General features: G+C 49.2%; 21 protein-coding genes and 1 tRNA gene. 1 reads left to right on the top strand and 21 read right to left on the bottom strand.

All coding sequences use genetic code 11. The annotated features are described in order from the left end of the window. Positions 1-442: 442 nt before the first annotated feature. From HZB31_03260 to HZB31_03340, 17 genes are all read right to left on the bottom strand, one after another. The gene (locus tag HZB31_03260) at positions 443-1,186 is read right to left on the bottom strand and encodes a cadherin repeat domain-containing protein (GenBank protein MBI5846957.1); all 744 of its coding nucleotides are present in this window, start codon (positions 1,184-1,186) and stop codon (positions 443-445) included. Continuing rightward, positions 1,168-1,869 (bottom strand): prepilin-type N-terminal cleavage/methylation domain-containing protein, encoded by a 702-nt coding sequence (locus HZB31_03265; GenBank protein ID MBI5846958.1) that lies wholly within the window; start codon positions 1,867-1,869, stop codon positions 1,168-1,170. Before HZB31_03265 ends, HZB31_03260 begins: the two co-directional genes overlap by 19 nt. A gap of 2 nt (positions 1,870-1,871) precedes the next feature. Next, complete coding sequence (locus HZB31_03270) at positions 1,872-6,464, bottom strand: hypothetical protein (GenBank protein MBI5846959.1); 4,593 nt, start codon at positions 6,462-6,464, stop codon at positions 1,872-1,874. A 70-nt stretch (positions 6,465-6,534) separates the two neighbouring features. Beyond that, complete coding sequence (locus tag HZB31_03275; protein ID MBI5846960.1) at positions 6,535-7,122, bottom strand: hypothetical protein; 588 nt, start codon at positions 7,120-7,122, stop codon at positions 6,535-6,537. Then, positions 7,112-8,134 carry a PilW family protein gene (locus HZB31_03280; protein MBI5846961.1) on the bottom strand — a complete coding sequence of 341 codons (1,023 nt, stop codon included), beginning with the start codon at positions 8,132-8,134 and terminating at the stop codon, positions 7,112-7,114. Before HZB31_03280 ends, HZB31_03275 begins: the two co-directional genes overlap by 11 nt. A gap of 2 nt (positions 8,135-8,136) precedes the next feature. Continuing rightward, the gene (locus HZB31_03285; protein MBI5846962.1) at positions 8,137-8,577 is read right to left on the bottom strand and encodes a prepilin-type N-terminal cleavage/methylation domain-containing protein; all 441 of its coding nucleotides are present in this window, start codon (positions 8,575-8,577) and stop codon (positions 8,137-8,139) included. Between the two features lie 330 nt (positions 8,578-8,907). Next, positions 8,908-9,519 carry a hypothetical protein gene (locus HZB31_03290; protein ID MBI5846963.1) on the bottom strand — a complete coding sequence of 204 codons (612 nt, stop codon included), beginning with the start codon at positions 9,517-9,519 and terminating at the stop codon, positions 8,908-8,910. Beyond that, entirely contained in the window at positions 9,516-10,340 is an 825-nt protein-coding gene (locus tag HZB31_03295; GenBank protein ID MBI5846964.1) for a DsbC family protein, read from the bottom strand. Before HZB31_03295 ends, HZB31_03290 begins: the two co-directional genes overlap by 4 nt. 209 nt (positions 10,341-10,549) lie before the next feature. Then, positions 10,550-10,861, bottom strand: coding sequence for a thioredoxin fold domain-containing protein (locus HZB31_03300; protein ID MBI5846965.1), 312 nt, complete (start codon positions 10,859-10,861; stop codon positions 10,550-10,552). Between the two features lie 27 nt (positions 10,862-10,888). Beyond that, entirely contained in the window at positions 10,889-11,281 is a 393-nt protein-coding gene (locus HZB31_03305) for a hypothetical protein (GenBank protein MBI5846966.1), read from the bottom strand. Positions 11,282-11,373: 92 nt separating this feature from the next. After that, a complete protein-coding gene (locus HZB31_03310) occupies positions 11,374-11,826 on the bottom strand; it encodes a hypothetical protein (protein ID MBI5846967.1) in 453 nt (150 codons plus the stop codon). Beyond that, positions 11,823-13,205, bottom strand: a complete 1,383-nt coding sequence (gene bioA / locus HZB31_03315; GenBank protein ID MBI5846968.1) for an adenosylmethionine--8-amino-7-oxononanoate transaminase — start codon at positions 13,203-13,205, stop codon at positions 11,823-11,825. Before bioA ends, HZB31_03310 begins: the two co-directional genes overlap by 4 nt. 5 nt (positions 13,206-13,210) lie before the next feature. Next, the gene (locus tag HZB31_03320; protein MBI5846969.1) at positions 13,211-14,143 is read right to left on the bottom strand and encodes a flippase-like domain-containing protein; all 933 of its coding nucleotides are present in this window, start codon (positions 14,141-14,143) and stop codon (positions 13,211-13,213) included. Then, a complete protein-coding gene (locus tag HZB31_03325) occupies positions 14,106-15,053 on the bottom strand; it encodes a glycosyltransferase family 2 protein (GenBank protein ID MBI5846970.1) in 948 nt (315 codons plus the stop codon). The genes HZB31_03320 and HZB31_03325 overlap by 38 nt, the downstream gene beginning before the upstream one ends. Continuing rightward, positions 15,053-17,083, bottom strand: coding sequence for a glycosyltransferase family 39 protein (locus HZB31_03330; GenBank protein ID MBI5846971.1), 2,031 nt, complete (start codon positions 17,081-17,083; stop codon positions 15,053-15,055). The genes HZB31_03325 and HZB31_03330 overlap by 1 nt, the downstream gene beginning before the upstream one ends. Beyond that, entirely contained in the window at positions 17,070-17,414 is a 345-nt protein-coding gene (locus HZB31_03335) for a response regulator (protein ID MBI5846972.1), read from the bottom strand. The genes HZB31_03330 and HZB31_03335 overlap by 14 nt, the downstream gene beginning before the upstream one ends. Positions 17,415-17,497: 83 nt before the next feature. After that, positions 17,498-17,584 (bottom strand) — tRNA-Leu (locus HZB31_03340). Between the two features lie 303 nt (positions 17,585-17,887). Here HZB31_03340 and HZB31_03345 point away from each other — a divergent pair. After that, positions 17,888-18,520, top strand: coding sequence for a YchE family NAAT transporter (locus tag HZB31_03345; protein MBI5846973.1), 633 nt, complete (start codon positions 17,888-17,890; stop codon positions 18,518-18,520). Between the two features lie 76 nt (positions 18,521-18,596). On the opposite strand, the gene HZB31_03350 is transcribed toward HZB31_03345, so the two are convergent. The 4 genes from HZB31_03350 to HZB31_03365 form a co-directional block, all read right to left on the bottom strand. Further along, positions 18,597-19,127, bottom strand: a complete 531-nt coding sequence (locus tag HZB31_03350) for a GNAT family N-acetyltransferase (protein ID MBI5846974.1) — start codon at positions 19,125-19,127, stop codon at positions 18,597-18,599. 148 nt (positions 19,128-19,275) lie between these two features. Further along, positions 19,276-19,443, bottom strand: a complete 168-nt coding sequence (locus tag HZB31_03355) for a ComF family protein (GenBank protein MBI5846975.1) — start codon at positions 19,441-19,443, stop codon at positions 19,276-19,278. A gap of 390 nt (positions 19,444-19,833) precedes the next feature. Continuing rightward, positions 19,834-20,382, bottom strand: a complete 549-nt coding sequence (locus tag HZB31_03360) for a PilZ domain-containing protein (protein ID MBI5846976.1) — start codon at positions 20,380-20,382, stop codon at positions 19,834-19,836. Next, a complete protein-coding gene (locus tag HZB31_03365) occupies positions 20,379-21,665 on the bottom strand; it encodes an adenylosuccinate synthase (protein ID MBI5846977.1) in 1,287 nt (428 codons plus the stop codon). Before HZB31_03365 ends, HZB31_03360 begins: the two co-directional genes overlap by 4 nt. Between the last annotated feature and the right edge of the window lie 28 nt (positions 21,666-21,693).

Consider the following 21,693-nt stretch of genomic DNA (forward strand, 5'->3'; position numbering starts at 1 on the left):
AGATTCGTACTGTGGCCGAAGTGCACCTTGCCCGGCCTATTGGGACTATTGGACGAGCTCAGTTATTAAGCGTAAAAACAGAGCTCAAGGTTGTTTTTGGTTATTAGTATACACTCGCGCCACCAATAGACTTCTGTTCAACAATTTCTACTGGAGCACCAATCTCGTCGAGTTCTCTCTTGAATCGATTAAATGCTGACGTGCTGCCAGACCGCATTAAGATCATAGTCTCTTCGCTTTCCACTCGCGCCTTCCACTGAGCGAATGGAACATTCGGCCACAGTTGAGCCAGTCTCCTGGCACTGATATATTGAAGTCTCTTGTTTTCTATTGGTTTAAGAATAAGAATAAATTTTCCACTTTCACTCATATCTGCTCCACCAAAACTGATATTTCAACTGCAGTCCTTACTAGAAAAAATCTTATCCTCTCCGAGCAGATATCACTGGCCGGACTGAGTTTCGGAGTTTCTCTTCCCAACCTCAACCGTAAAAGGGATGCTAACAACTGCCTCTGCACCATCGCTATCCTTGACAGATACCGCAACATCGTAAGTTCCCGAAGTCAATCCCTGCAAGTCAAGACTAATCCTGCCCGTATCTGAATCTATCTTCATGCCGTCTGGACCTTTCAATAGCGAGTAGGAGAGCTGATCACCGTCTGGGTCCTCTGCCTGAATATAGGCGGTATACCCCGTTAGCGTCGTATTCGCATTTACAAGATTAGCCTTTGCAACAGGCGGAGTATTTCCAATTAAGGCAAATTGTCGAAGCGAGACTCCCTTCACCGCACCGGCAACAGGAATAACTTCGACCTCTACCCTATCACCTTTTTTGAACGGCCCCCTAAAAATCGGCCCCTCCACTTCCCTCGTCATTTCATCATTCAGCTTCCATGCATAGCGAAATGCTACTGCCCCTTCTTTTCCGGACTCGGCCTCAGCATATACCGACAGCTCATCGCCCTTGCGGGGCTGCTGAGGCGTCAGACGCAACCGTGCAATTCTTGGGACAAAGGTCATACCATCCATTTTCTTCATGGCTTGCTGTTGCGAAACCGGCAATACAAGACCGGATTTCTGGTCGGCAGAAGAGCTGTCTGCTTTCTTTGATTCCTGCCGCTCACATGCCACAGCACAAAAAATGATAAGCAGGGCTACGAGAAACGTTAGCGAGAGTCTACCCATTGCGTTGCCCCCTTATCCCATTTACACATTCTTGTTAAGCCTGCTGAATTGATATTTACGGCAAACGCATCCTTGCCATTACTGAGGTAAAATGTACCGCCAGCCACAGTGCCGTCAATTGGAAAACCATTTGAGTTCAAAGCCAGACACGGCATATTACTGCAGGGAGGGTCAGAAGCACGAGTCTGTGTGCCAAGAGAAACGAAAGACGCCGGCGCCCCATTACCATTGCCGCAGGCGGCACCGCCTGATATAAACGCTTTTTTATTAATTGTTGCGGCATTGCCACTGTCATCCTCATAGGCTCCGCCAAAGACAACTCTGTTTTGCATGGCCTTAGCTGCTGCCCAGCCAGCCGGGTTTGTCACCTCGGCTGCGGTACGCACATTATTCCCGTTTGTATCTTCATAACGGAACACCTGATAGGTATTTGCCGTAGTGTTAAAAACCACAAAGACCTTCCGACGGCGAAGCGTTCCATTAACAATGCTTCCGCTACCCTGGGCCGCAGCTTCATTCTGGGCAAATTTGAGGTCATCGACCAGCTGCCTTGCCGCAGCCTTCACCTTGTTCTCCGAACTGATCATACTCAGGAACGCCGGAAACGCCAGCAGCGCAAGAATCCCAATGATAGCGACTACTACTATCAGCTCTACCAGTGTGACTCCATGCCTGTTCTGCATCGTCACTGCAACGTCCTCCACCAGAGCGTCTTAACCGGATTTTCTTGGACAGCGTTTGGAGTAAAGTTTCCATCGCCAAGCTGAATAAACTTACCATCAAAGGAAAGAATCGACACGTGGTTATTCTCTATCGCGAGGCCACCCACAACAGGAGAGCCAATATCCTTAGACAGCGTCAGTACCGACTTCTTCCCAATGTTCACTAAGTCATCAGTTGGCTTAAGAGACAACGCAAGAAACCTTCCGGTTGATACAGTCTTTACCAGATCAGGTTGACCGATATCGGTATAGCCCTTTGCAGTTCCTAAATATACGGTCCCGGAAGAGTCTACAAGAGGCTGAATCCATATCTTTTCCCCATCGTTTGTGGCAAAGCTCTTGTCGTCCAAGCTGGCCCAGAGGTTCGTAAGAGTTTTGTCGCTCTCAAATTGAAATGCAAACAGGTGATATTTTGTCGTTGCCTCATCCTGGAGACTCTCCCTGCCACCAGTGCCAAATACAATTTTATGTCCGGAAATAGAAACCATTGATCCAATGGGTTCCTTCACGCCTGCCGCTAATGTTGACGTAGCTTCAGGCATTACAAGTGTGGTGAGATTTGATGGAACATAAAAAGCCGGGCCATTACCCGCGGAACCATCTGCCGCAATACTCACCCCGTCGACCGCACGCAATATCCAAAGACGGCCCTGCATGTCACCGAAGAGAACATAATCATCCGTTCCATTGTTCCCATAATCCATCAGCGCTGGAATCGAAGGAGTGTAATTCACGTTTTCAGCATCTCCGGTATACATGATTTTCGTCTCCCAAACCAAGTCCCCGGTGCGGAAATTAAGCCCGAAAACGCTAAGCCCCTGCACATTATGCGCTGCACCCAAGGGGTTAATATCCACCGGCCGTAACCATGGGGCAGTTAGAATTATATTTGTATCGAGAGTAGTTCCAATCTGGACCCTACCAATCGCTACACCCTTTGAGTTACCCATATTGGGGTCAAAATGAAGCCCTATTGTCATTGCTTCCGCTGTAGTATAAGTGCTCGGGAAGCTACCCGTCGGATAGTAATTTCTCATAGGATTAGTCGAGCTTACAGGGTTAACCTTACTGCTGTAGGTCCTCTCCCAAAGCACAGACGGGGTATATGGGTCAGAGACATCGAGCGCAAAGACAATTCCTTCGCTAATCACGCCTGGTTGAGCAGTCGTTGCCGTAGCAACCAGAATAGTCCGCCACTGATTTGGCGTGCTAATATTATTATCATGATCCACAAAGAAATCACCAACGGCGGGTGAACTATCAACGGAAACGGCATAAGAAAAGACCGGGCAGACACAGTGATTTGGATCCGTTGCGGGATCACAGCTAGTAATCGTCTCGCCAGGATTGCAGTCAGTAAAAGTCTGATTCTTTAAGGAAGTTAGAAGTGCTGATGGAATGTACGCCCAGATCTCTTTGCCGCTGCCCGTACTGTACGTCTTGGTAGTACTATTCCAAGCCCCGCCATAAAAAGCATGCAGCATTCCGTCATGCCCTCCCGCGAATATTATCTTATCCCTACTACCGGCTCCAGTAACAAGGTCGCTGCGGGTTAAGACAGCCGGAGTGGAATGTTCGATTCCCCCAAGCCGCTTGCTTAATTCCTTATCTCCGGCGGGCAGGGTATCATCCGCATTTTTGCGGCCCCTTACTGAGTTAACCAGCGCCTTAACACCATTGAGCGTTTTTACAGCATCAGGATCAAGATAGTGCCAGAGCTTTGTCGCATCTGTCTGTACAGTGCCAATATTACCGACCTCAAACCCCATTTTTGTCGTTGACCCAGGCAGCGTAGTGAAAATGTAGCGCGCTGCATTTGCATTTGTCGGATTTGCCGGATTCGCGCCACTGGCTCCGGCAGGGGGCATAACAGAATTTGCTCCCGCATCCCAAAGCTTAGTAGCAGGATTTGTTGTGACATCGATGGCATAAAGATGCCCCTTATACCCAGGAAATTCAAAGGTCGCCTTATACAGTATATTGTCTTTTTGAACTGCACCTGCCTTTACGTATTCATTCGGAACAATTTGCAATTGCAGTCCCAGAAGGGAATTCAGAATATATTTTGTGCCACATGTCGTGGAGCTATCCCAGTCGACATCGCAATTAGTCAAAAGCGGGCCGAATTGCATCCCAGTCGCCGTCGCAGAGCAGATGGCAACACCTCCCGTGTCGTATGTAATATTCTTTGTAGGGGTGCAAATCGACTGACTGGCTGTATTTGGCGAACAGACACTACAGCCTCCGGTCACGTCATCCGTTACATCGACAACAGTTGTCAACTTCGGATCGGCGATCAGAGGCGGGCCAACTACACCTTTAGGAAACGTAACCCTAAGCTCTTTAATATTCAAATTAGCGCCAGGATCAGCAGTGCCACTGCCATAGGGTTGCAGACTGCCGATTTTGAGACCCATAAGTGTCTTTGTGGTGGGATTGTATGTGGTACCATCACTGCTGATATATACGCCGCATACCTGCGTTGTGATATTTTCAACAATATTGGTAAGGTCAATCTGAAGCTTCGGACAGGTGGAACCAACAACGCATGTACACGAGCCGGTCAAAGACGGATAATTAGGCGGATTCGGCGTATTTAAAACAGCCTCTATTGTTACGATATTGGGATTCGTTAGGTTAACCGCGCTAATATCCTTATCAAATGTCAGATCCAATAATCTTTCACTCGGTGTAATCGTGGCAGCATTAGAACACTTCAGATATTTATGCCCGGCAATGTATGCAACATACCCTTGCGTAGCGCTGCCGTTGATCCTGCCACCAACAAAATAGTCGTATGCAGGTGGTGCAGCCTCTCGCGGACTTGAATAAGCAGTTGTGTCCTTGTCATGAATAAATCTCGTAACCGTTGAATTCCACCCGTAATCAGGAGACGGCGTCAGAAGCGGTCGGAAGTTTTTGACATGTCCGCTTGCAGGCATATGCACCCAACCGGCACATTGGTTGATAAAGTTAGTAGTACCTTCAACCGCTATTTTGGTCTGGTCACACGAGGATATATCATTACAGAGCCCGCCGTTTGTATCAAGCCTCGGTGGTGCGTATGTCTTGGCCGTCAGAAAACCTCCAGTTGTAACCGTGTTTCCAGCAGTTTTATTGCCATCATACTGATATGACCCTTCCATGCTTTCAAGTGATGCGCACTCAAAAAGTGCAGCATTGCCTTTTTCGAGAAACCCCCTAATTTCACTCATAATTGTTGTTTGATCAGCAGGCGCTATTTTACAGCCTGTGCTATACCCCGAGTAGTAGCATATATTAGGACTGGCAGGGCATTCTGTAGTGTTCACAACCCCGGTATTGCACGTCGGATTTACGCATTCCGCTATTGTTGCAGGGACAGAGCAATATTTTCTATGGCCAGTTGCATTAGTATCCGTACATGTCACTGTATCGGGAGTTCCAGAACTGCAAATCGGAGCCACACACGAATGCTGGTTTGGGGAATTACTTTTCTGGCATCTATTTGCACCTGTCGTGCAATAACTCGTACTAAAACTATACCCAGAGGGACAGCTCGCCGTATCACAGCTAGCTGCAACGGGTGCCTTGTAACAACTCGCTGGGCTTACGGGGCATAACGTAGTATTCATCGTGTATCCGGAAGGGCAGTTGCCGCTTGCTGAACATTTATCACCACACCCGTCGTCTATGATCCAGTGCGGTGCCCATAGCAGCTGAAAGTTGTCCAGATCGCCCGCAATAACCTCTTCTTTTGTTATTGTGCTGAAAATATCATAAACCCTCGAACCCAAACCGGAAGCCTTGAGATAGTCAAGCAGAATACTTGTAGCCCCTTCCCCAAGCACTGCCACTTTTGGGGGAGTACCTGTAAGCACTTTATCCACGGGGGCAGAAAAATCATAGTTAGCAACATGATACCTCATTGATGTATAGTAGCTTAGTGCAGCGTCAAATGACGCTTTTTTGGTTGAGTCCAAGGCATTATAATCATTAATGTCGATAACAAATGGGCCGCCCCTATAGTTTATCGGGGAGGTTGTCCCTGAGGTGGTAAGCGCAGAGCTGTGCTTAATCTGTACTGCAGCATCAGTACCGCTCTTGCTGATGAAGAAATCGATCGCATGGCGCCCCTTAGTATTAGCCGTATCGGGAGCGGTAATGGTTCCTCCAGGGCCAACTTCCTTATCAGGATTAATTACCCAGTATGCGGGGACGCCAATCTTCAATAAATCATAGATAAAACCATATGCCTGAAAAGTTCCCTGATCGTTCAGGGCAGTATCGCATTCAGCATGGTACGTTGTAGTGCCTATTTTACCGTAAGCATAATCTTTGTACTCGGGGCATTTCGTAGTGTCGAGTGTAAAAGTGGCGGCATTTGAAAAACATTCCTTATTCGGCTGCCAGCAAGGGTCGAATGGTATGATAAACGACCCCTTTGGGAATGTTCTTGTGGCTGCGTCAGCAGTAGGCGCGAGTGCAAATAAGCAGGCAAAAATAAGCAGGCAAAATACCGCCGGTTTCACTAATGCTGTTTGCATCGTCGTCTTATTCACCTTCATCGTCTTCATTTTCTTTCTCCTTCCATTATGACCGCGTTATTCTGAAATATTACTTGCTTGCTACGTAACCCTGTATCTATTAAAGCGTCTGTCGAATAGTCCCAGGGGCAGATACGCTTCCAGAGGATTTTCCGGTTTTTTGAACGCCAGCACCAAGTTGAGCATAGGGACTGCCAGCGCCAGTATATAACAGCATCGCCTCAATCGTTGAGGTGGTTCCCGTAGAGCCGTCAGTGCCGGTGGCAACAGCAATAATAATTTGATCTCTATCATTCGTAAAATCATTGTCACCGTCATCATTGTCTTTAAGAAAGACAGTGTATCCCGCCGCGGCAAGATCATTCATTAAGTCACTTGAGGGTGTCGGCAGTATGCCGGTCCTATCTTTATATGCCGAATCATTTGTATCAAGAAGGTTACCCAACTGGCCACACCAGTTTGGCGGTATGCAGTTGTTCTGCCAGAGCTGATCCCTCATCTTCTCAACGCCAGCAGTCGCCACATAGTAGCCCTGAGTTTTTTCCCGGGCTGTGGCAAGCGCCTTGAAATAGGAAGCCATGGTGTAAATTAGAGCACTTGCTACAACCAGCAAAATAAGCGAGAAAAGCATCGCCACTACAAGGGCAATACCCTTTTGATTTCTTATAACTAATCCGCTATTTTTCAAGGTTCTTTACCTCCACCCGTTTTGAGAGCAGCATTCGCCTGAATTGATCGTTAAACGCAGGTAGGGTAATGCCGGGTATCACGGTACCATCAGGGTTAGTCGCACCGCCCACCTTATAGATACTGCTGTTAGTATAGTCTTTTTCCGGAAAGTCAGAACGCACCAATATCCAGATATTGATCGCCTTAACATTCGTAATATCCGTTGCCGCAATTGTGTCCCTGATATTCCCGTCATTCATAAAATATTCGAACTGCAGGGCATCAACCCCACCCCAAGATGTGCCACCGGTCCTGTCATGGGCTTCGAGCAGCGATAGAGGCTCTTCACTGCAGTCAGACTGCCATCGCACAATGCGCAGATCACGGCCATTTACATCAAACCTCTTCCGCATGACAACATATACATTGCTTCCGTTATTTAAAGTCTGATCAAGCGATGGGCTGATCGCTAGTGACGTTCCACCGAAGGAAGTGACCTGATATGCCCTGTTCAGGATCGTCGGTGCAAGCGTATCAAAAGTGACAAAGGCTCTCGCATTCTGCGTTGCGTTTCCTCCCAGGCTCAGGCCGCTGACATTCGCATACGTGGCATTTACAGATATTGAAGCTGCTCCCGAAGCTGCGGCAGCATTCATGACTAGAAAGGGGATTGCAGCATTATCTGTTTTATTCACCACCTGTTCTGATGTCAGAAATAAAAGGCTATCGTATGGATTTCCATTTGTATGCGCAAGAGAATTTGTGGCTGTGCCTTCTCCGCATAGAGTCACATTTGGGGTAGCGCCGACAAACAAACCTGCAAGCCTTAACTCCTCTGCCATATAATTCAGTATTCTCTGGCCTTTCTGCGTCAGCTCCTGATTTGTCTGCACATCAGCCATACGCTGACCGAGAAAAGTAAATGTTGGATAGGCTACGCCCAAAAATATCAGAAAGATCGTTACCGCAATCATCAACTCAACAAGCGTTGTTCCTGTCCTATTTTTTAAGATATTGAGATGTTTTTCCATGGCTACAAACTCTTTTCCGTTACAAGTCTAAAAGTCTTCGTTTCTCCCTGGTATGTGTAAGTCGATGTAACCGTCAGTTTGCAAAGACCTGAAGCCGCATTCACTATAAGTGCGTTGGAAGTTCTCCTGATTTCAAAAGGAGCTCCCGTAGTTGCAGCGCTCACCACATCAGTTTCAGCATTGACAAAGTTAACGCAGGTATTTCCTGGAGCAGCACCACAAGTCCAAGCTGCCCCATTGCAAGTCATAGAAGTCCCTGCGGCTAGAAGTTCGTCCATTTTATAAGCTGTCACAGCTTGAGATTTTGTTGTCAACAACGCCGTCTTGTCCGTGCTGACGGCAGTTGTAATGAGCGGTAGCAATGCAAAAAATGAGAGAGAGAGCACTGTGACCGCAATTAGCACCTCTATGAGCGTAAATCCTTTTTTGCGTCTGTTTTTCATTGATATATCTCCAAGCAAGATTTTCACTAGCTTACAATGCAAAAAGGAGGCCAAAAAATGAATAAGTATAATTCAGCAAAATCAGCAGGTTGAAGATTAACGTCCAGGCATATCGGCTAAATTAGGCAATGAACTTCCTATTACATGTAATAGATGACTTAATTTCGCCAGATAATCTATTCTCCGCCCACGCCACTCAATCAAACAAACGAGCAGGTCGAAACCTGACCGAAATTAACCGAAATTCCCAAGTCGTGTTCGCCTATCTTTTACAGAGGATTACTGGTAAAAATCAGGTTTACTCTGATAGGCAGCCGGTCGCCTATCTTTTCACTTTGCTTCTGAAGACAAATCTATGATCGCCCGTTCCTCTTCGTTCAGCTTCGCTGCCTCATCATTAAAACCTTTTATCCTTGCATCAAGGTCTGCCATACGACCCCTTATTTCATCAAGCTGCGACTGTCTTCTGATCAAACCCAGGTTCTTTACGTCCTCATTGAGTTGCTCCCGCTCTTTGTCAAGCCTTTCCCGTTCAGGTTTCAGAGCAGCCTTTTTTTCATTTATCTGGTCGAGCCGTGATATTTGATCCGGCGTCAGGCCGGTAACGACCTTCCCCTCGCTCCCCTTTACCACAGGCTTATCAGAAGGCAGAGGCTTTTCGTTTTCCGGCAGCTTGCCAGAGCCGGCCGGTTTGGGTTCATCGCTGACTTCCGCAGGCGTCTGCCTGAGCACCTTCGTATCCTGCATGCTGACAATCTCCTGCCGGTCAATCTCAAAAGTGCCTCCCTCAAGATCGCACAGGAGCTTCCCCTTCATATCCCGGCACGACTCGGCAGTAATGGTCCTGCCATTTTTCAGCGTTATCTTCACCCCGGCAAAAGACAGCCCGGCCATACATGCAATAAGTGCAGTCGCCAGGAAGACGACTATTGCCTTTTTCATTTCCCCTCTCCTTTTTTGGGAGGATTGGTCACAAGTTCTATGATCGCCCTGGCATCCTTGCCACCGACAACCACCATGCCATCCGGCAAAATGAGGGTCGGTGTTCCGGTGATGCCGAGTTCAGCGGCAAGCTTGATATTTGCCTCGACCTCCTGCTTATTGTCACAGTCTGGCTTCGGTATCTCTTTTTTCGCAAAATTATCCTCAAGCAACTGGACCGAACTCTTGCAGAGAATGCTCTGGGATTTCCAGAACGCGTCCGGATGCATCGGAAGAGGCATGAGCTTGAGATAAAAAGCGATATCTTTTCTCTCTGCAGCAACCTTTTTTATCTCCTCATGGACCCTTGCGCAGTAGGGACAGTCCGGATCAGTAAAAACGATCACCTTGTATTTCGCATCCTTCTCTCCAATGATCAGAGACTTATCAAGTGGGATCTTCGAAACGTCGACATATTTGACCAGATCACGGTTGACCTTCTCAAAGGTCTCCTGCGTCTTGTTCAGTCCGGTATCGACTTCAAAGATCGGGCCGGCAATCACATGCCGCTTCGAAAAACCGATATACATGACGCCCCTGGTACCCTTGTCCTCAATAATGACCTCCCAGAGCCCTTTTATCGGGCTGAGCCTGATCTCAACGGGCTTTGCCTCGGCAGCGCCGAGCTTTGTAAGTATCTGCTGTGCATCCTGCGTGCTCATGGCGTGGCACTTCATGCAGTCTTCCTCACACCCGCCGAAAGCAGAGGCCTTCATTGACTGCATACCCTGCAGGGCATAAAACATTACGACAAATAAGCCTATCATCAGGAATTTTTTCATAAAACCTTTCTTCTCCTTAACTCAACATGTTTATATTTTTTCCGCCTGCACCGGTTGATTAGACTGTAGGTAGAGACTATAGACCAGCCAACTGAGCAGTTCTCTTTTTATATCACAACCAGCATTATTTCGCAAAGGAAAGAGAGAGCCAATGAGTGATTATCAAATGGGATATGATACGGAAAAAGGTAAAAGGGGTAAGACCGGAACTACTTCTTGTCGACCTGTTTAATGATCTCGGCAGAGTCAATGGCCCCCGGGATGAGCGTCCCGTTGGGGAAGATTACCGCAGGCGTGCCGCTTATGCCGAGCGTCTCTGCGAGCTTGATATTCTGATCGATCACCGTGGTCGCACAGCTTGGCGCAGGCAGAGGCTTCTTATCAAATGCAGCCTCAAGGAGCTCCAGCGACTGCTCGCAGATGATCGCCTTTGATTTGCCATATGCCTCTTTATGCATCGGCAGGGGGAAGAGGATGTTATAGAAGGCTATATCCTTCCTCTCCTTTATGACCTTCTTCATCTCCTGATGAAGTTTTCCGCAGTATGGTCAATCGGGGTCGGAAAATACAATGACTTTGTTCTTGGCAGTCTTGTCACCAAGAACAAGAGCATCTTTGAGCGGGATCTTTGATACATCAACCTTGTTGATCTTCTGGAAGCTTTCCTGGGTCAGGTTGGTCTTGGTCTTGATGTTAACGACATTGCCGGATACTAAATGCTTTTTGGCATGATCGATATAGAGTACAGCTTTTTTGCCATTGGTCTCTACGCCGACCTCCCAGAGTCCCGTAACCGGGGCTGGCTGAACATAGAGCACTTTCACATTTGGACTGAGCTCGCTCAAAATGGTCTTTGCCTCTTCAGCACTAAGGGTATCTCCCTTTGCGGCCATACATGCCTGGGGCCCCAGAGAGAGGACAGATAAAAGGACAAATGTCATAAACCAAATCTTGCGCATGGGGAGACTATACCACATCTTACCCTAAAGATGCTATACCATTTCGGCGGTCAGCATGCAGATATTCAGGAGCATCAGAAATGAAGCGGCAGGCCCTCAGTCTTTGTGACGAGCCAGGCAGTTCGCTCTTTTTCGAGGGAGAACTTCATATGAAAAGGCTTTGAGAGGTCTCCTGCAATATAGCCGGTATCGCTGCCCTGGGTCGCCAATATCCGAAGATCCAGCTCAGCAGTGGCAGTGTTCTTTTTTATCTCTATGCGGGTGATCTCATATTCCGCCCTGATATGTTCCATGTTCAGGAAAAGTTTGGTCAGCCCCTGCTTTAGGATAAGATAAGTCAGTCCGCTTTCATCCATATAATTGAATGAAACCTTCGCCATTACCTCGTCAATCTTCTCCTGTTCAACCGCCTTTGCACCCTCCCTGAAAAGGTTGCGTATCCTGCTTTCGTCTGAGGGCCAAAGCACATAGATAATGACCGGAGATATGATCAGGATGACGAGAGATATGATCGTTTTTCTGCTCATGCTGTTGCCGAGATTACCGCATCCCTGAGGACCGTAAGCAGCCGTCCGAGATTTTCGATGCTGATATTCAGCGGCGGCATGACCACAATAACATTGCCAAGCGGCCTGATGAATACGCCGTTGTCCAGCGCATGGTGTGCAACCTTCCATCCTATCTTCTCCTGCCAGTCATAGGGCTCCTTTGTCTTTTCGTCAAGAACAAGTTCAAGCCCTGCCATAAGCCCCCTGCTCCGGACATTGCCGACATGGGGAACTGCCTGCATCTGCCTGAGCCAGTCATCGAGGAGTTCAATCTTCGGCTTCATCTCCCTGAGCGTATCCTCCTTCGCAAATATATCAAGGCAGGCGACTGCTGCTGCGCAGGCAAGGGGGTTGCCCGTGTAGGAATGACCATGGAAGAAAGTCTTGAGGTCTTTAAACTCGCCAAGAAATGCCCGGTATATTTCTTCTGTTGCGACCGTTGCCGCAAGGGGCATATATCCGCCGGTGATGCCCTTGGAAAGGCAGATAATATCAGGCACGACATTTTCGTGTTCAGAGGCGAACATCCTGCCTGTCCTGCCAAAGCCTGTCGCAACCTCATCCGCAATAAGGAGAAGGTCATAGGTTGAGCAGAGTTCGTGTACGCGTCTCAGATACCCCGTAGGCGAAACGATCATCCCGCCCGCAGCCTGGACCAGGGGCTCTATGATCAGGCCTGCAATCTCCTGGTGATGGTTTTTCATTATCTCTTCGAGCGCATCTGCGCAGGCGAGATTGCATGCAGGATATTCCCTGCCGAGTTCACAGCGATAACAGTATGGAGACGGGGCTTTATAGGTCTGAAAGAGGAGCGGGCCAAATGCCTCATGGAATATAGCTACCCCTCCCACACTCACCGCCCCGAGCGTATCGCCGTGATAGGCATTGTTAAGAGACAGGAAGGACCGCTTCTGCGTTTCGCCCCGGTGCTGCCAGTATTGAAACGCCATTTTAAGGGCAACCTCAACCGCAGTTGAACCGTTATCCGAATAAAAGACCTTTGCAGGGGGAGGCCCTTCGGCCTGCCCGAAGGAGACATTCATCAGCGTGACCAGTTTTTCTGCCAGGCGGATTGCAGGCTCATTGCTCAGGCCCAGCAGTGTGCTATGGCTTATTCTGTCTACCTGTGCCTTTATGGCATCATCGATCTCTTTTTTTCTGTGGCCGAAAATATTGACCCAGAGCGATGAAACACCGTCGAGATACCATCTGCCGCAGCTGTCTTTGACAAAAGAGCCGCGGCCTTCCGTAATAATGACAGGGGTTGCCTCCTCCCACTCCCTCATCTGCGTAAAGGGATGCCAGATATACTTTCTGTCAGCGTCTTCGAGATGCCTGTTATCTTCCTGAAGCCCCATATCTGTTATGCCGCCTTCTGCCGGTCGTGAAAGAAATAAAAGACGAGTCCCGGAAGACTGCCGACAAAAGTGGAAATGAACCACGCAAGAGAAAGCGAGGTTGCCGCCTCAGGCAAAACGCCGATTAGGCCAAGAAGTATGACAAAGGCCCCTTCACGGACGCCAAGACCGGATATGGAAATGGGCAGGGCCACGATCGTTATAACGATCGGCAGAAATACGGCAAGCAGGAGCAGCGGGATCTTTTCGCCCATCCCGGAGGCAAGGATAAGCACACTCAAAAAATTGAGCAGTTGGACCACTACAGACAGAAGCAGCGCGTTCACAATGACAGCCTTCTGTTTTTTTATGACAGAAAAATATTCATAGATGCCGCTCATGAGCTTAAACCTCTTTCCAAGCTGGAGCCCAAAAAACAGGATGCTGCCGGCAACAAAGGATACGAAAAAAACAGGCATGAGCCATCTGTGCGGCGAGTCACCAAAGACCTTAAGGCTGAAGGGAAAGGCAGCAATCCCGATTATCATAAGGGTAACAAAGCCAAGATAGCGGTCCATGAAAACAGCGGCCAGCGTCACGCTGATCTTCCTGGAGTCCTTGTTGAGATAATATGCCCGGACAGCATCGCCGCCAACAACGCCGGGCAGAAAGCTGCTGAAAAAAGCACCGATCATATACAGCGAGAAAAGTCTCTTCAGGGGATACGTATCGGGCAGGAGAAGCTGCCACCGCATGGTAGAAAAAACCTGGGACAGGATATAGAGCGCCGATGCCCCCAGAAACGCAAAAAGCCCTATGCTTTTGAGGATATGGATCACCTGCCCCATGTCCGCCTTTCGGGAAATAAGATAAAACGAGAAAGAACTGACTAAAAGCTTGAGGACAAGAACGAGGACTTTCTTATTTTTTGCCAGGGCCAATGACTTTTTTGATAACATAAATCGGTTTTTTCTGGGTCTCGTGATACACACGCACCATCATCTCGCCAAGCAGGCCCATGCCTATAAACTGAATGCCGACGATAATCAGCAGCGAACCGAGCAGAAGGAGCGGCCTGCCTCCAATATCCCTGCCCGCAAAAAGCTTCTCTATCGTGAGATAGACTGAGATCAGAAAGCCCAGCATGCCGCTTGCCAGACCAACGGGGCCGAAAAACTGTAAAGGCTTTGTTGAAAAGCTCTGGAGGAACTTCACCGTGATCAGGTCAAGCACGACCTTCATGGTCCGGGAAATGCCGTATTTTGACTTCCCGTGCACCCTCGGATGATGTTCTGTCTCGACCTCCGCAATGCGCACGCCATACCAGCTTGCAACCGCAGGGATAAACCGGTGCATTTCGCCATAAAGCTTCAGGTTCTTGATGACATCCCGCTTATAGGCCTTGAGCGAACAGCCGTAGTCATGAAGATTTACGCCGGTGACTTTACTGATAAGCCAGTTGGCCATGATCGAAGGGAGCCTGCGCGAGAGGAAGGGGTCTTTTCTCTTTTTTCTCCAGCCGCTCACAAGGTCATTGTCCTTCATCTGCTCAATGAGCTTCGGAATATCATTGGGGTCATTCTGAAGGTCCCCGTCCATGGTGATGATAATATCGCCGCGCGAATAATCAAACCCTGCGGCAAATGCTGCAGTCTGGCCAAAGTTCCTCCTGAGACTCAGCACAATCACATTGCGGTCCCCTGCCTGGATCTCCTGGAGATATTTCAGCGTATTATCACTGCTTCCGTCATCAATGAAGAGGATCTCGTAATCGGTCCCAAGCCTCTCCAGCACCGTCTTTAGGCGGCTGTGGAGCTCCTGCACATTTTCTTCTTCATTGTAAAGAGGTATTACGACAGATATGGTCATCAAAAAGTCTCCGGCTGCTGCGATTCAAAACCTTTGAAATCATAACATGCCGATACGCTAAATTTCAGGGTTTTCTGCTTCCGCGTCTTCACCTCAATCACCCTGTGATCGCAGGAGCTGAAGGCATTGGAGACCATTTCAGGGACGTTCTCTCTTTCCCTTGCCCTGATGAAGATGGCATTTTGACCTTTGAGATTTTCAAAGCCGGGCCACAGGTCATACTGGTTCATCCTCCTGCCGAGATTGACACAATAGGTGACCGGATTATCTTTCATATAAAAGGCAAGCTCGCTCGCCACCTGGTAACTGTCGGAAAAAACAAAGACCGGCCCCTTGACGGACATATCCCTATAAAGGACCGACGCTTGCTGTCCCAGCTCTTTCCAGCCGACCAGCCTCATGGAAGGATCAAATTTTTCCGGCAGTCTGAGCATTGAGGGGGCATGAATGAACAGTGTTATCAGGATGGACAGGCAGACGCCGAACGCCACCGTTATGCGAAGGGGCTTTTTGAAATCTTTCCACCGGTCCAGAAAAAAGGCTGAAAAGGCGACCATGCCGGTGATATACCCTGTCAAGGCCCAGTTTGCCTGCACCTTCCCCTGCATGCTTTTGAGAAGGAAAAAAGCGATTGTCGGCAGCGAAAACCAGAAGAGGAAGGCCCCTTTTTCTGTCTTGCGCAATTTCAGCACCGCAACGATTATCATCACAAAGAGCAGGGGAGTCACCACCCCAAACTGAGAGCCGAGAAATTCGGCAAAAGACCAGGCGGAGAGCACAAGCCCTTCCCGCAGATGGGCCTGTCCTGCTGTATGCTTCAGCGTCACCCAGCCGCGTGAAGCGTTCCAGAATATAACCGGGCTGAAAACAAGCATACTGGTCAGAAACGCCAGATATGGGCCAAAGGTCCGCAGAAGCCTTCTTGCATCCTTCCGGAAAAGAAGATAGAGAAACGCCGACAGCAGAAAAAATACCATCGTGTATTTTGTGAGCAGTCCAAACCCTGCTGCTATGCCTAACAGCACCCAAGACAGAAGGGATGATCTATTGTTTCCGGGAGAAAGCTCCTGCCTGAGGATGCGGTGGAAAAGATAGAGAGAAAGTGTCCAGAAAAAGATGAAGGGAGCATCTATGGTAAGGAGCATGCCGTAGACAGAAAAAAGCGGCACAACCTGAAGAAGAAAAGCAGAGGCAAGACCTGTCCTCTCATCATAGAGCTCCTTGCCAAGCCGGAAGAGCAGAATACTGCTGAGTGCTGAAAGAACGACTGCAAAAGCACGAATCCCAAGGACCGTGCTGCCGAAAAAGAAGGTGCCGATCCGGATAAGCCAGGCTATCACAGGGCCTTTCGAATAATAGCTCCAGTCAAGACGGCGGGACCATTCCCAATAATGAGCTTCATCGGCCACAAGATCAAACGGGCCCGTCACAATATAGTAGATGCGGAATATGCTCAGCATTGCGAGACCAAGAAAAAGGGCCTGCTCATAGGAGCGCGCTATGAATATCTCTTCTGCCCGCCTGTAAAGCCTGACAGCGCCGTAGGCCGCAGCTGTGCCGACAAGAGCTCCGGCAAGTACATCAAACGGATAGTGAACGCCCACAAAAACTCTCGAAATCCCGATCAGGCCTGCAACTGCCGGAAACAGCAGGCTATACCTGCTCCCAAGCATAAACCGGATGGTCATGGCAAAGGCAAAGGCATTCGATGCATGGTTTGAGGGCATGGAGTAGGACTTGCTGCAGCCGACGAGGAGATGGACATGGTCGAGCGCATTGCAGGGCCTCTGCCTCATCACAAGCTCCTTCAGAATATGTCCGCAGGCATCCGCAAAGGCAATGGCAAAAAGCCCGGCAACAAGAGCGGGCAGCGCCTGTTTCTTCTCCCTGAACCAAAGCAGCACGACAAAAGGAAGAAACACGAGATACGTCTGTGTCGTCACAAAGGGCATGACCCTGTCGAAAAAAGGGTTCTGCAGATTCTGGTTTATGAAAAAAAAGAGTGCGGTATCAAAATCAGGAAGGTTCATTCAGATAAACCCTGACTTTTTCCCTCAATTCTTCCAGTTTAAAGGGTTTTTCGATGAAGTTATCAGCATCGGCCTCATACGAGCCGCCGCTCATGAACAGCACCTTGATGGCGGGAGAAGACTGTTTTACTCTCTTAATGATATTCTCTGCAGAATCCTCATCCATATGGAGGTCAGTGAGCACGAGATCAAAGGGAGCATCCCTGAGCGCCGCACCGAGTTCCTCCATATTCTGCGCCTTGGCAACAGAGTACCCAACCCGTACAAGTGCTCTTTCGACCGTATTCAGGATAAGCAGTTCGTCATCGATAACAAGGATTTTGCCGGACATACCGATCTTACTTTAACATTTTTCAGGGTAGAGCGAAAACAGGGGACATTCTTATAGTCAGTCATAGTCTGGAATAAATTAATTGGTGCCGGTGGGGAGAATCGAACTCCCACTCCCTTGCGGGAACCGGATTTTGAGTCCGGCGCGTCTGCCAGTTCCACCACACCGGCACGGTGTGAAGGTATTAATTGTAAAGGAAGTCCCGGCATCCGGTCAAACACCCTTGCGGGTATTACTTACCGTTGCAGTGAAATAACGGGCTTCAGGTGGACATGACAGGCATAGATCCTCCGTATTTTTCGCAGATAATGGTCATATAAATAACTGACGTATTGAACCCTGCCGCTTTTTCAGTGTCAAACTGCTCACAGGCATGACAATACCATGCAGGTTACTACCCGGTCTGTATGAGGGGCGGTCTTGTCTTTTCACATTCTGCCATGCTAAATTTCACTCGTGGGCGAATTTCATCCATGCTTGAATTGACAGCCTATATCAAGATATTTACGACGCTCCTTGCGATCGTAAATCCACTCGGCGCAATCCCAATCTTTATCAGCCTGACAGGCACGATGGCGTCGGAAGAACGCAGGCGCATCATCAACACCGCAAGCATTACGGTTGTTGTAGTCCTGATCGTATCCGCGCTGCTTGGCAAACCACTGCTTGATTTTTTCGGCATCAGCATCGCCTCGTTCAAGGTGGGCGGTGGCATTCTGCTTCTGCTCATGGCGATCTCGATGATGCAGGCAACATACGCGCAGACGAAGCAGACCCGCGAAGAAGAGGCTGAAGCCGAAGAGAAAGGAAGCATCGCCGTAGTACCGATCGCCATGCCGCTTCTGGCAGGACCGGGGGCCATATCGACCATCATAATTTACGCAGACGCCTCGCCCCATGTTCTTCATATCACCCTGCTCATTATAAGCAGTGTCCTGGTGGCGGGGTTAACCTGGATTGCGCTGAATATCGCAAGCCCTCTCAGACGTGTGATGAGCAAGACTGCGATCAATATTGCGACCCGCCTTATGGGGCTGCTCCTGGCCGCTATCGCCGTTGAATTTATTGCCGGGGGACTGACGGTGCTCTTTCCGGGACTCAGATAACCGGCTTATGGTTACGCAATGGAACCGGGAGTCTGTTGACCGCGGCTTCCTTTCCCCTGTGGCATCCTGAAAACTGCTAAAGCATTCGCTGGAGAATGATCTTGTTAAGGCTGGTGCTGGTGGTCCGAATATTCTTTTCTGCCACTTCGTTAAAACCCTGCCGGGTGAACAGGCTGGCTGACCGCCGGTTGCTGGTGAATATACTCGTCATCATCTTCTTGAAGTTCTTTGATCGGGCCCATTCGACTGCGTAGGAGAGCATAGCAGAGCCAAGGCCTTCTCCCCGGTACCCATCCCTGAGGTGCAGGCCCACCTCAACGACACGGACCGAACGGTCCTCCCAGTCAGAGGCATTGAGCGCTGCGAGGCAGCCGACCACGGTATCGTCAGAAACTGCAACAAGCAGAAGGTTATTGCGGCGGTCGAGGCCTTCGATAAACGCGCGCTCAGATCCGATATTCTTGCCGTGCATTTCCAGAATCAGGGAACTCCTCTCTTCAGAGGTCGAACGGATGGTCCCCACAATGCCCTTTGCGTCGTCACCTGCGGCAGGCCGCAATGTGACTGCCGACCCGTTTTTCAGTTTAAAACTCTGCACCTCATTCATGGCATGCTCCTCCCCAACTATTTCTATTTATTGCGATCTGATGCGGGAATCTCTTTAAGCGCATTCATATAATTGTCGTTTTGCCGCCGACAAGTCAATGTATTCTGTACAAGGGGTGGCAGAGTTGCCGGCAGCAATAAAATATTTCTTATATCATGCCAGCCCTGGCAAGCGTGAGGACAGAAACGCTTTTCGCGCCTGCGCTGAGGAGTACCCTGGAGCAGGCATTGACAGTAGCTCCGGTCGTCATAACATCATCGATCAACAGCAGATTCAGGCCTGTTACCGTGCCGCTGCAGTCAAAAGCCTTCCTCACATTGGCTGCTTTTCAGTCCGCCCGGACTGAGCGGGACCGGAACGATAGAATCTATGCCCTCAGTATCATGAAAGAGCAGAAACTCTGAAAGCGGTCCTGAAAGCCGCCGAATCCCAAGGAACTTGAAATGATGAATTGCTAAAGCAATTGAGCCTTCATAGTGAGTAAAAGAATGGGCCCGTGCAAAGGCGGGGGGATCCTCAAGACAATGTTGGCATCGGTCAGCATGAACGGAGACAATAGGCACGCCGCAGATCCTGCATGCTGGACCAGCGTATTGCCCTATACTGCTCCAGCATTGCCTGCAAAATGGAGCATGGGAAAGACTGTCAGTCTGTTTACTGCACGTAGGGCATACAGAGGGGTATATGAAATTAACGAGACCGGCAATTATGCCTGAAGCGAAATGGGGGAGCCGCATTTGCCGCATTTGGGGCCGTGAGAAAGTCGTTCTCTGCGGACCTTATTTTTTACTCCGCACTGGGCGCAGGTGATGATAACGAAGTCAGGGGCAGTGTCATGAGCAGGCTTGCGGTAGTGCTCATGAGGTTCGTTCTGTCCCTGGGCTGTCGGTTCAGGGTCCGCACGCTTTTCACCGCTGAATGCAGGAGGTTGTCCGTCTTCGCTGGGATCAAAATCCTTCAGAAATTTGATATAGTTATGGTCCCGACTGGTAAGTTCTATGCCCATCCCATTTTTCAAAGAGACAATGGTTGTCTTCATCGCCCGCCTGACAACGCCTTTGAGCCTGCAGTCAGTTCCGTTTGGAAGGTGAATGATAATCTCCAGCTCTGTGCCGGGGACAAAGGCATGGTTTGTCCTGATAAAGAGTCCGTAACGCGAAAAATCACTCGAAATTGCACGATAGTTCTTCCCCTGGCCGACAAACTCGGACTCAAGTCTTCGAACAAACCGTTCGTGCCTTCGGCGAGGTCTCAAAAAGGTTCCAGCCGCAGTATCAGTTCATCTCTTTTTTGTCCTGTTGAGACGATGGCGGCCTTAACGCCAATAAGCTCTTCAATGCGCTTTATGTATGCCTGTGCGTTTTTGGGCAGTTTTCTGAAGTCAGTGATGCCAAGGGTACTCTCTTTCCACCCGGCGATTTTCTCATATACAGGAACGCAATTTTCAAAAACAAGGAGTTCCTTCGGCATCTCCTTAATGATCTTACCTTTGTATTTGTAGGCAGTGCATATCTTAAGGGTATCCATCCCATCGAGGATGTCAAGCTTCGTCAGCACAATGCCTGAAAGGCCATTAATGCGGCAGGAGTGCTTAAGTATGACGGTATCGAGCCAGCCGCATCTCCGGGCTCTGCCCGTCGTTGAGCCGAACTCTCCTCCCTTTTCCCTGATCAGTTCTCCGGTCTGGTCATGAAGTTCTGTGGGGAAAGGGCCGCTGCCTACGCGGGTTGTATATGCCTTCACAATGCCCAAGACCTTGTTGATCCTCGTAGGGCCTATGCCGAGACCTGTGCATGCGCCGCCTGCAATAGCGCTTGACGATGTCACAAAAGGATAGGTGCCGTGGTCAATATCGAGGAGCGTTCCCTGTGCACCTTCAAGCAGCACATTTTTCTTCGCTGCCATCGCATCGTTTACAATAATGTCTGTATCGGCAATATGCTTTCCGAGCACCTTTGCATATCCCATATATTGTCTGAAGACTTTCTCTGCGCTGAATGTCGGGGCCTTGTACAGGTTTTTCAAAAGAAAGTTCACATGCAGAAGGTTTGCCTTAAGTTTTTCAAGAAATGCATCAGGGGTCAGCAGGTCCCCGACTCTTATACCCGAGCGTCCCATTTTGTCAACGTACGTAGGGCCGATACCTCTGCCTGTGGTGCCGATATTTTTTTTGCCTTTTGCGCGTTCGCTTGCCTGATCAAGAGCGATGTGATACGGCATGATAAGGTGGGCATTCTTGCTGACAAGGAGATTACCGCCAACCTTGATACCTCTCTTTTTAAGGTCTGTTATCTCCTGTATAAGCGCTGCAGGCTCTACAACAACGCCATTGCCGATAAGGCAGAGCGTGTTTTTGTGGAGAATTCCTGAAGGGATAAGATGCAGTATGTATTTTTCGTCCTTTATCACTACGGTATGGCCGGCATTATGCCCGCCCTGGAACCGGGCAACCACCTCGGCTTTTCTGGTGAGATAGTCGACGATCTTTCCTTTTCCTTCGTCTCCCCACTGCGCACCTACGATCACGACAACTGACATAGTAGCTCCTCTCTTATAATCCGTCAGA

This window comes from Nitrospirota bacterium (assembly GCA_016235245.1).
Lineage (GTDB): Bacteria > Nitrospirota > Thermodesulfovibrionia > Thermodesulfovibrionales > UBA6898 > UBA6898.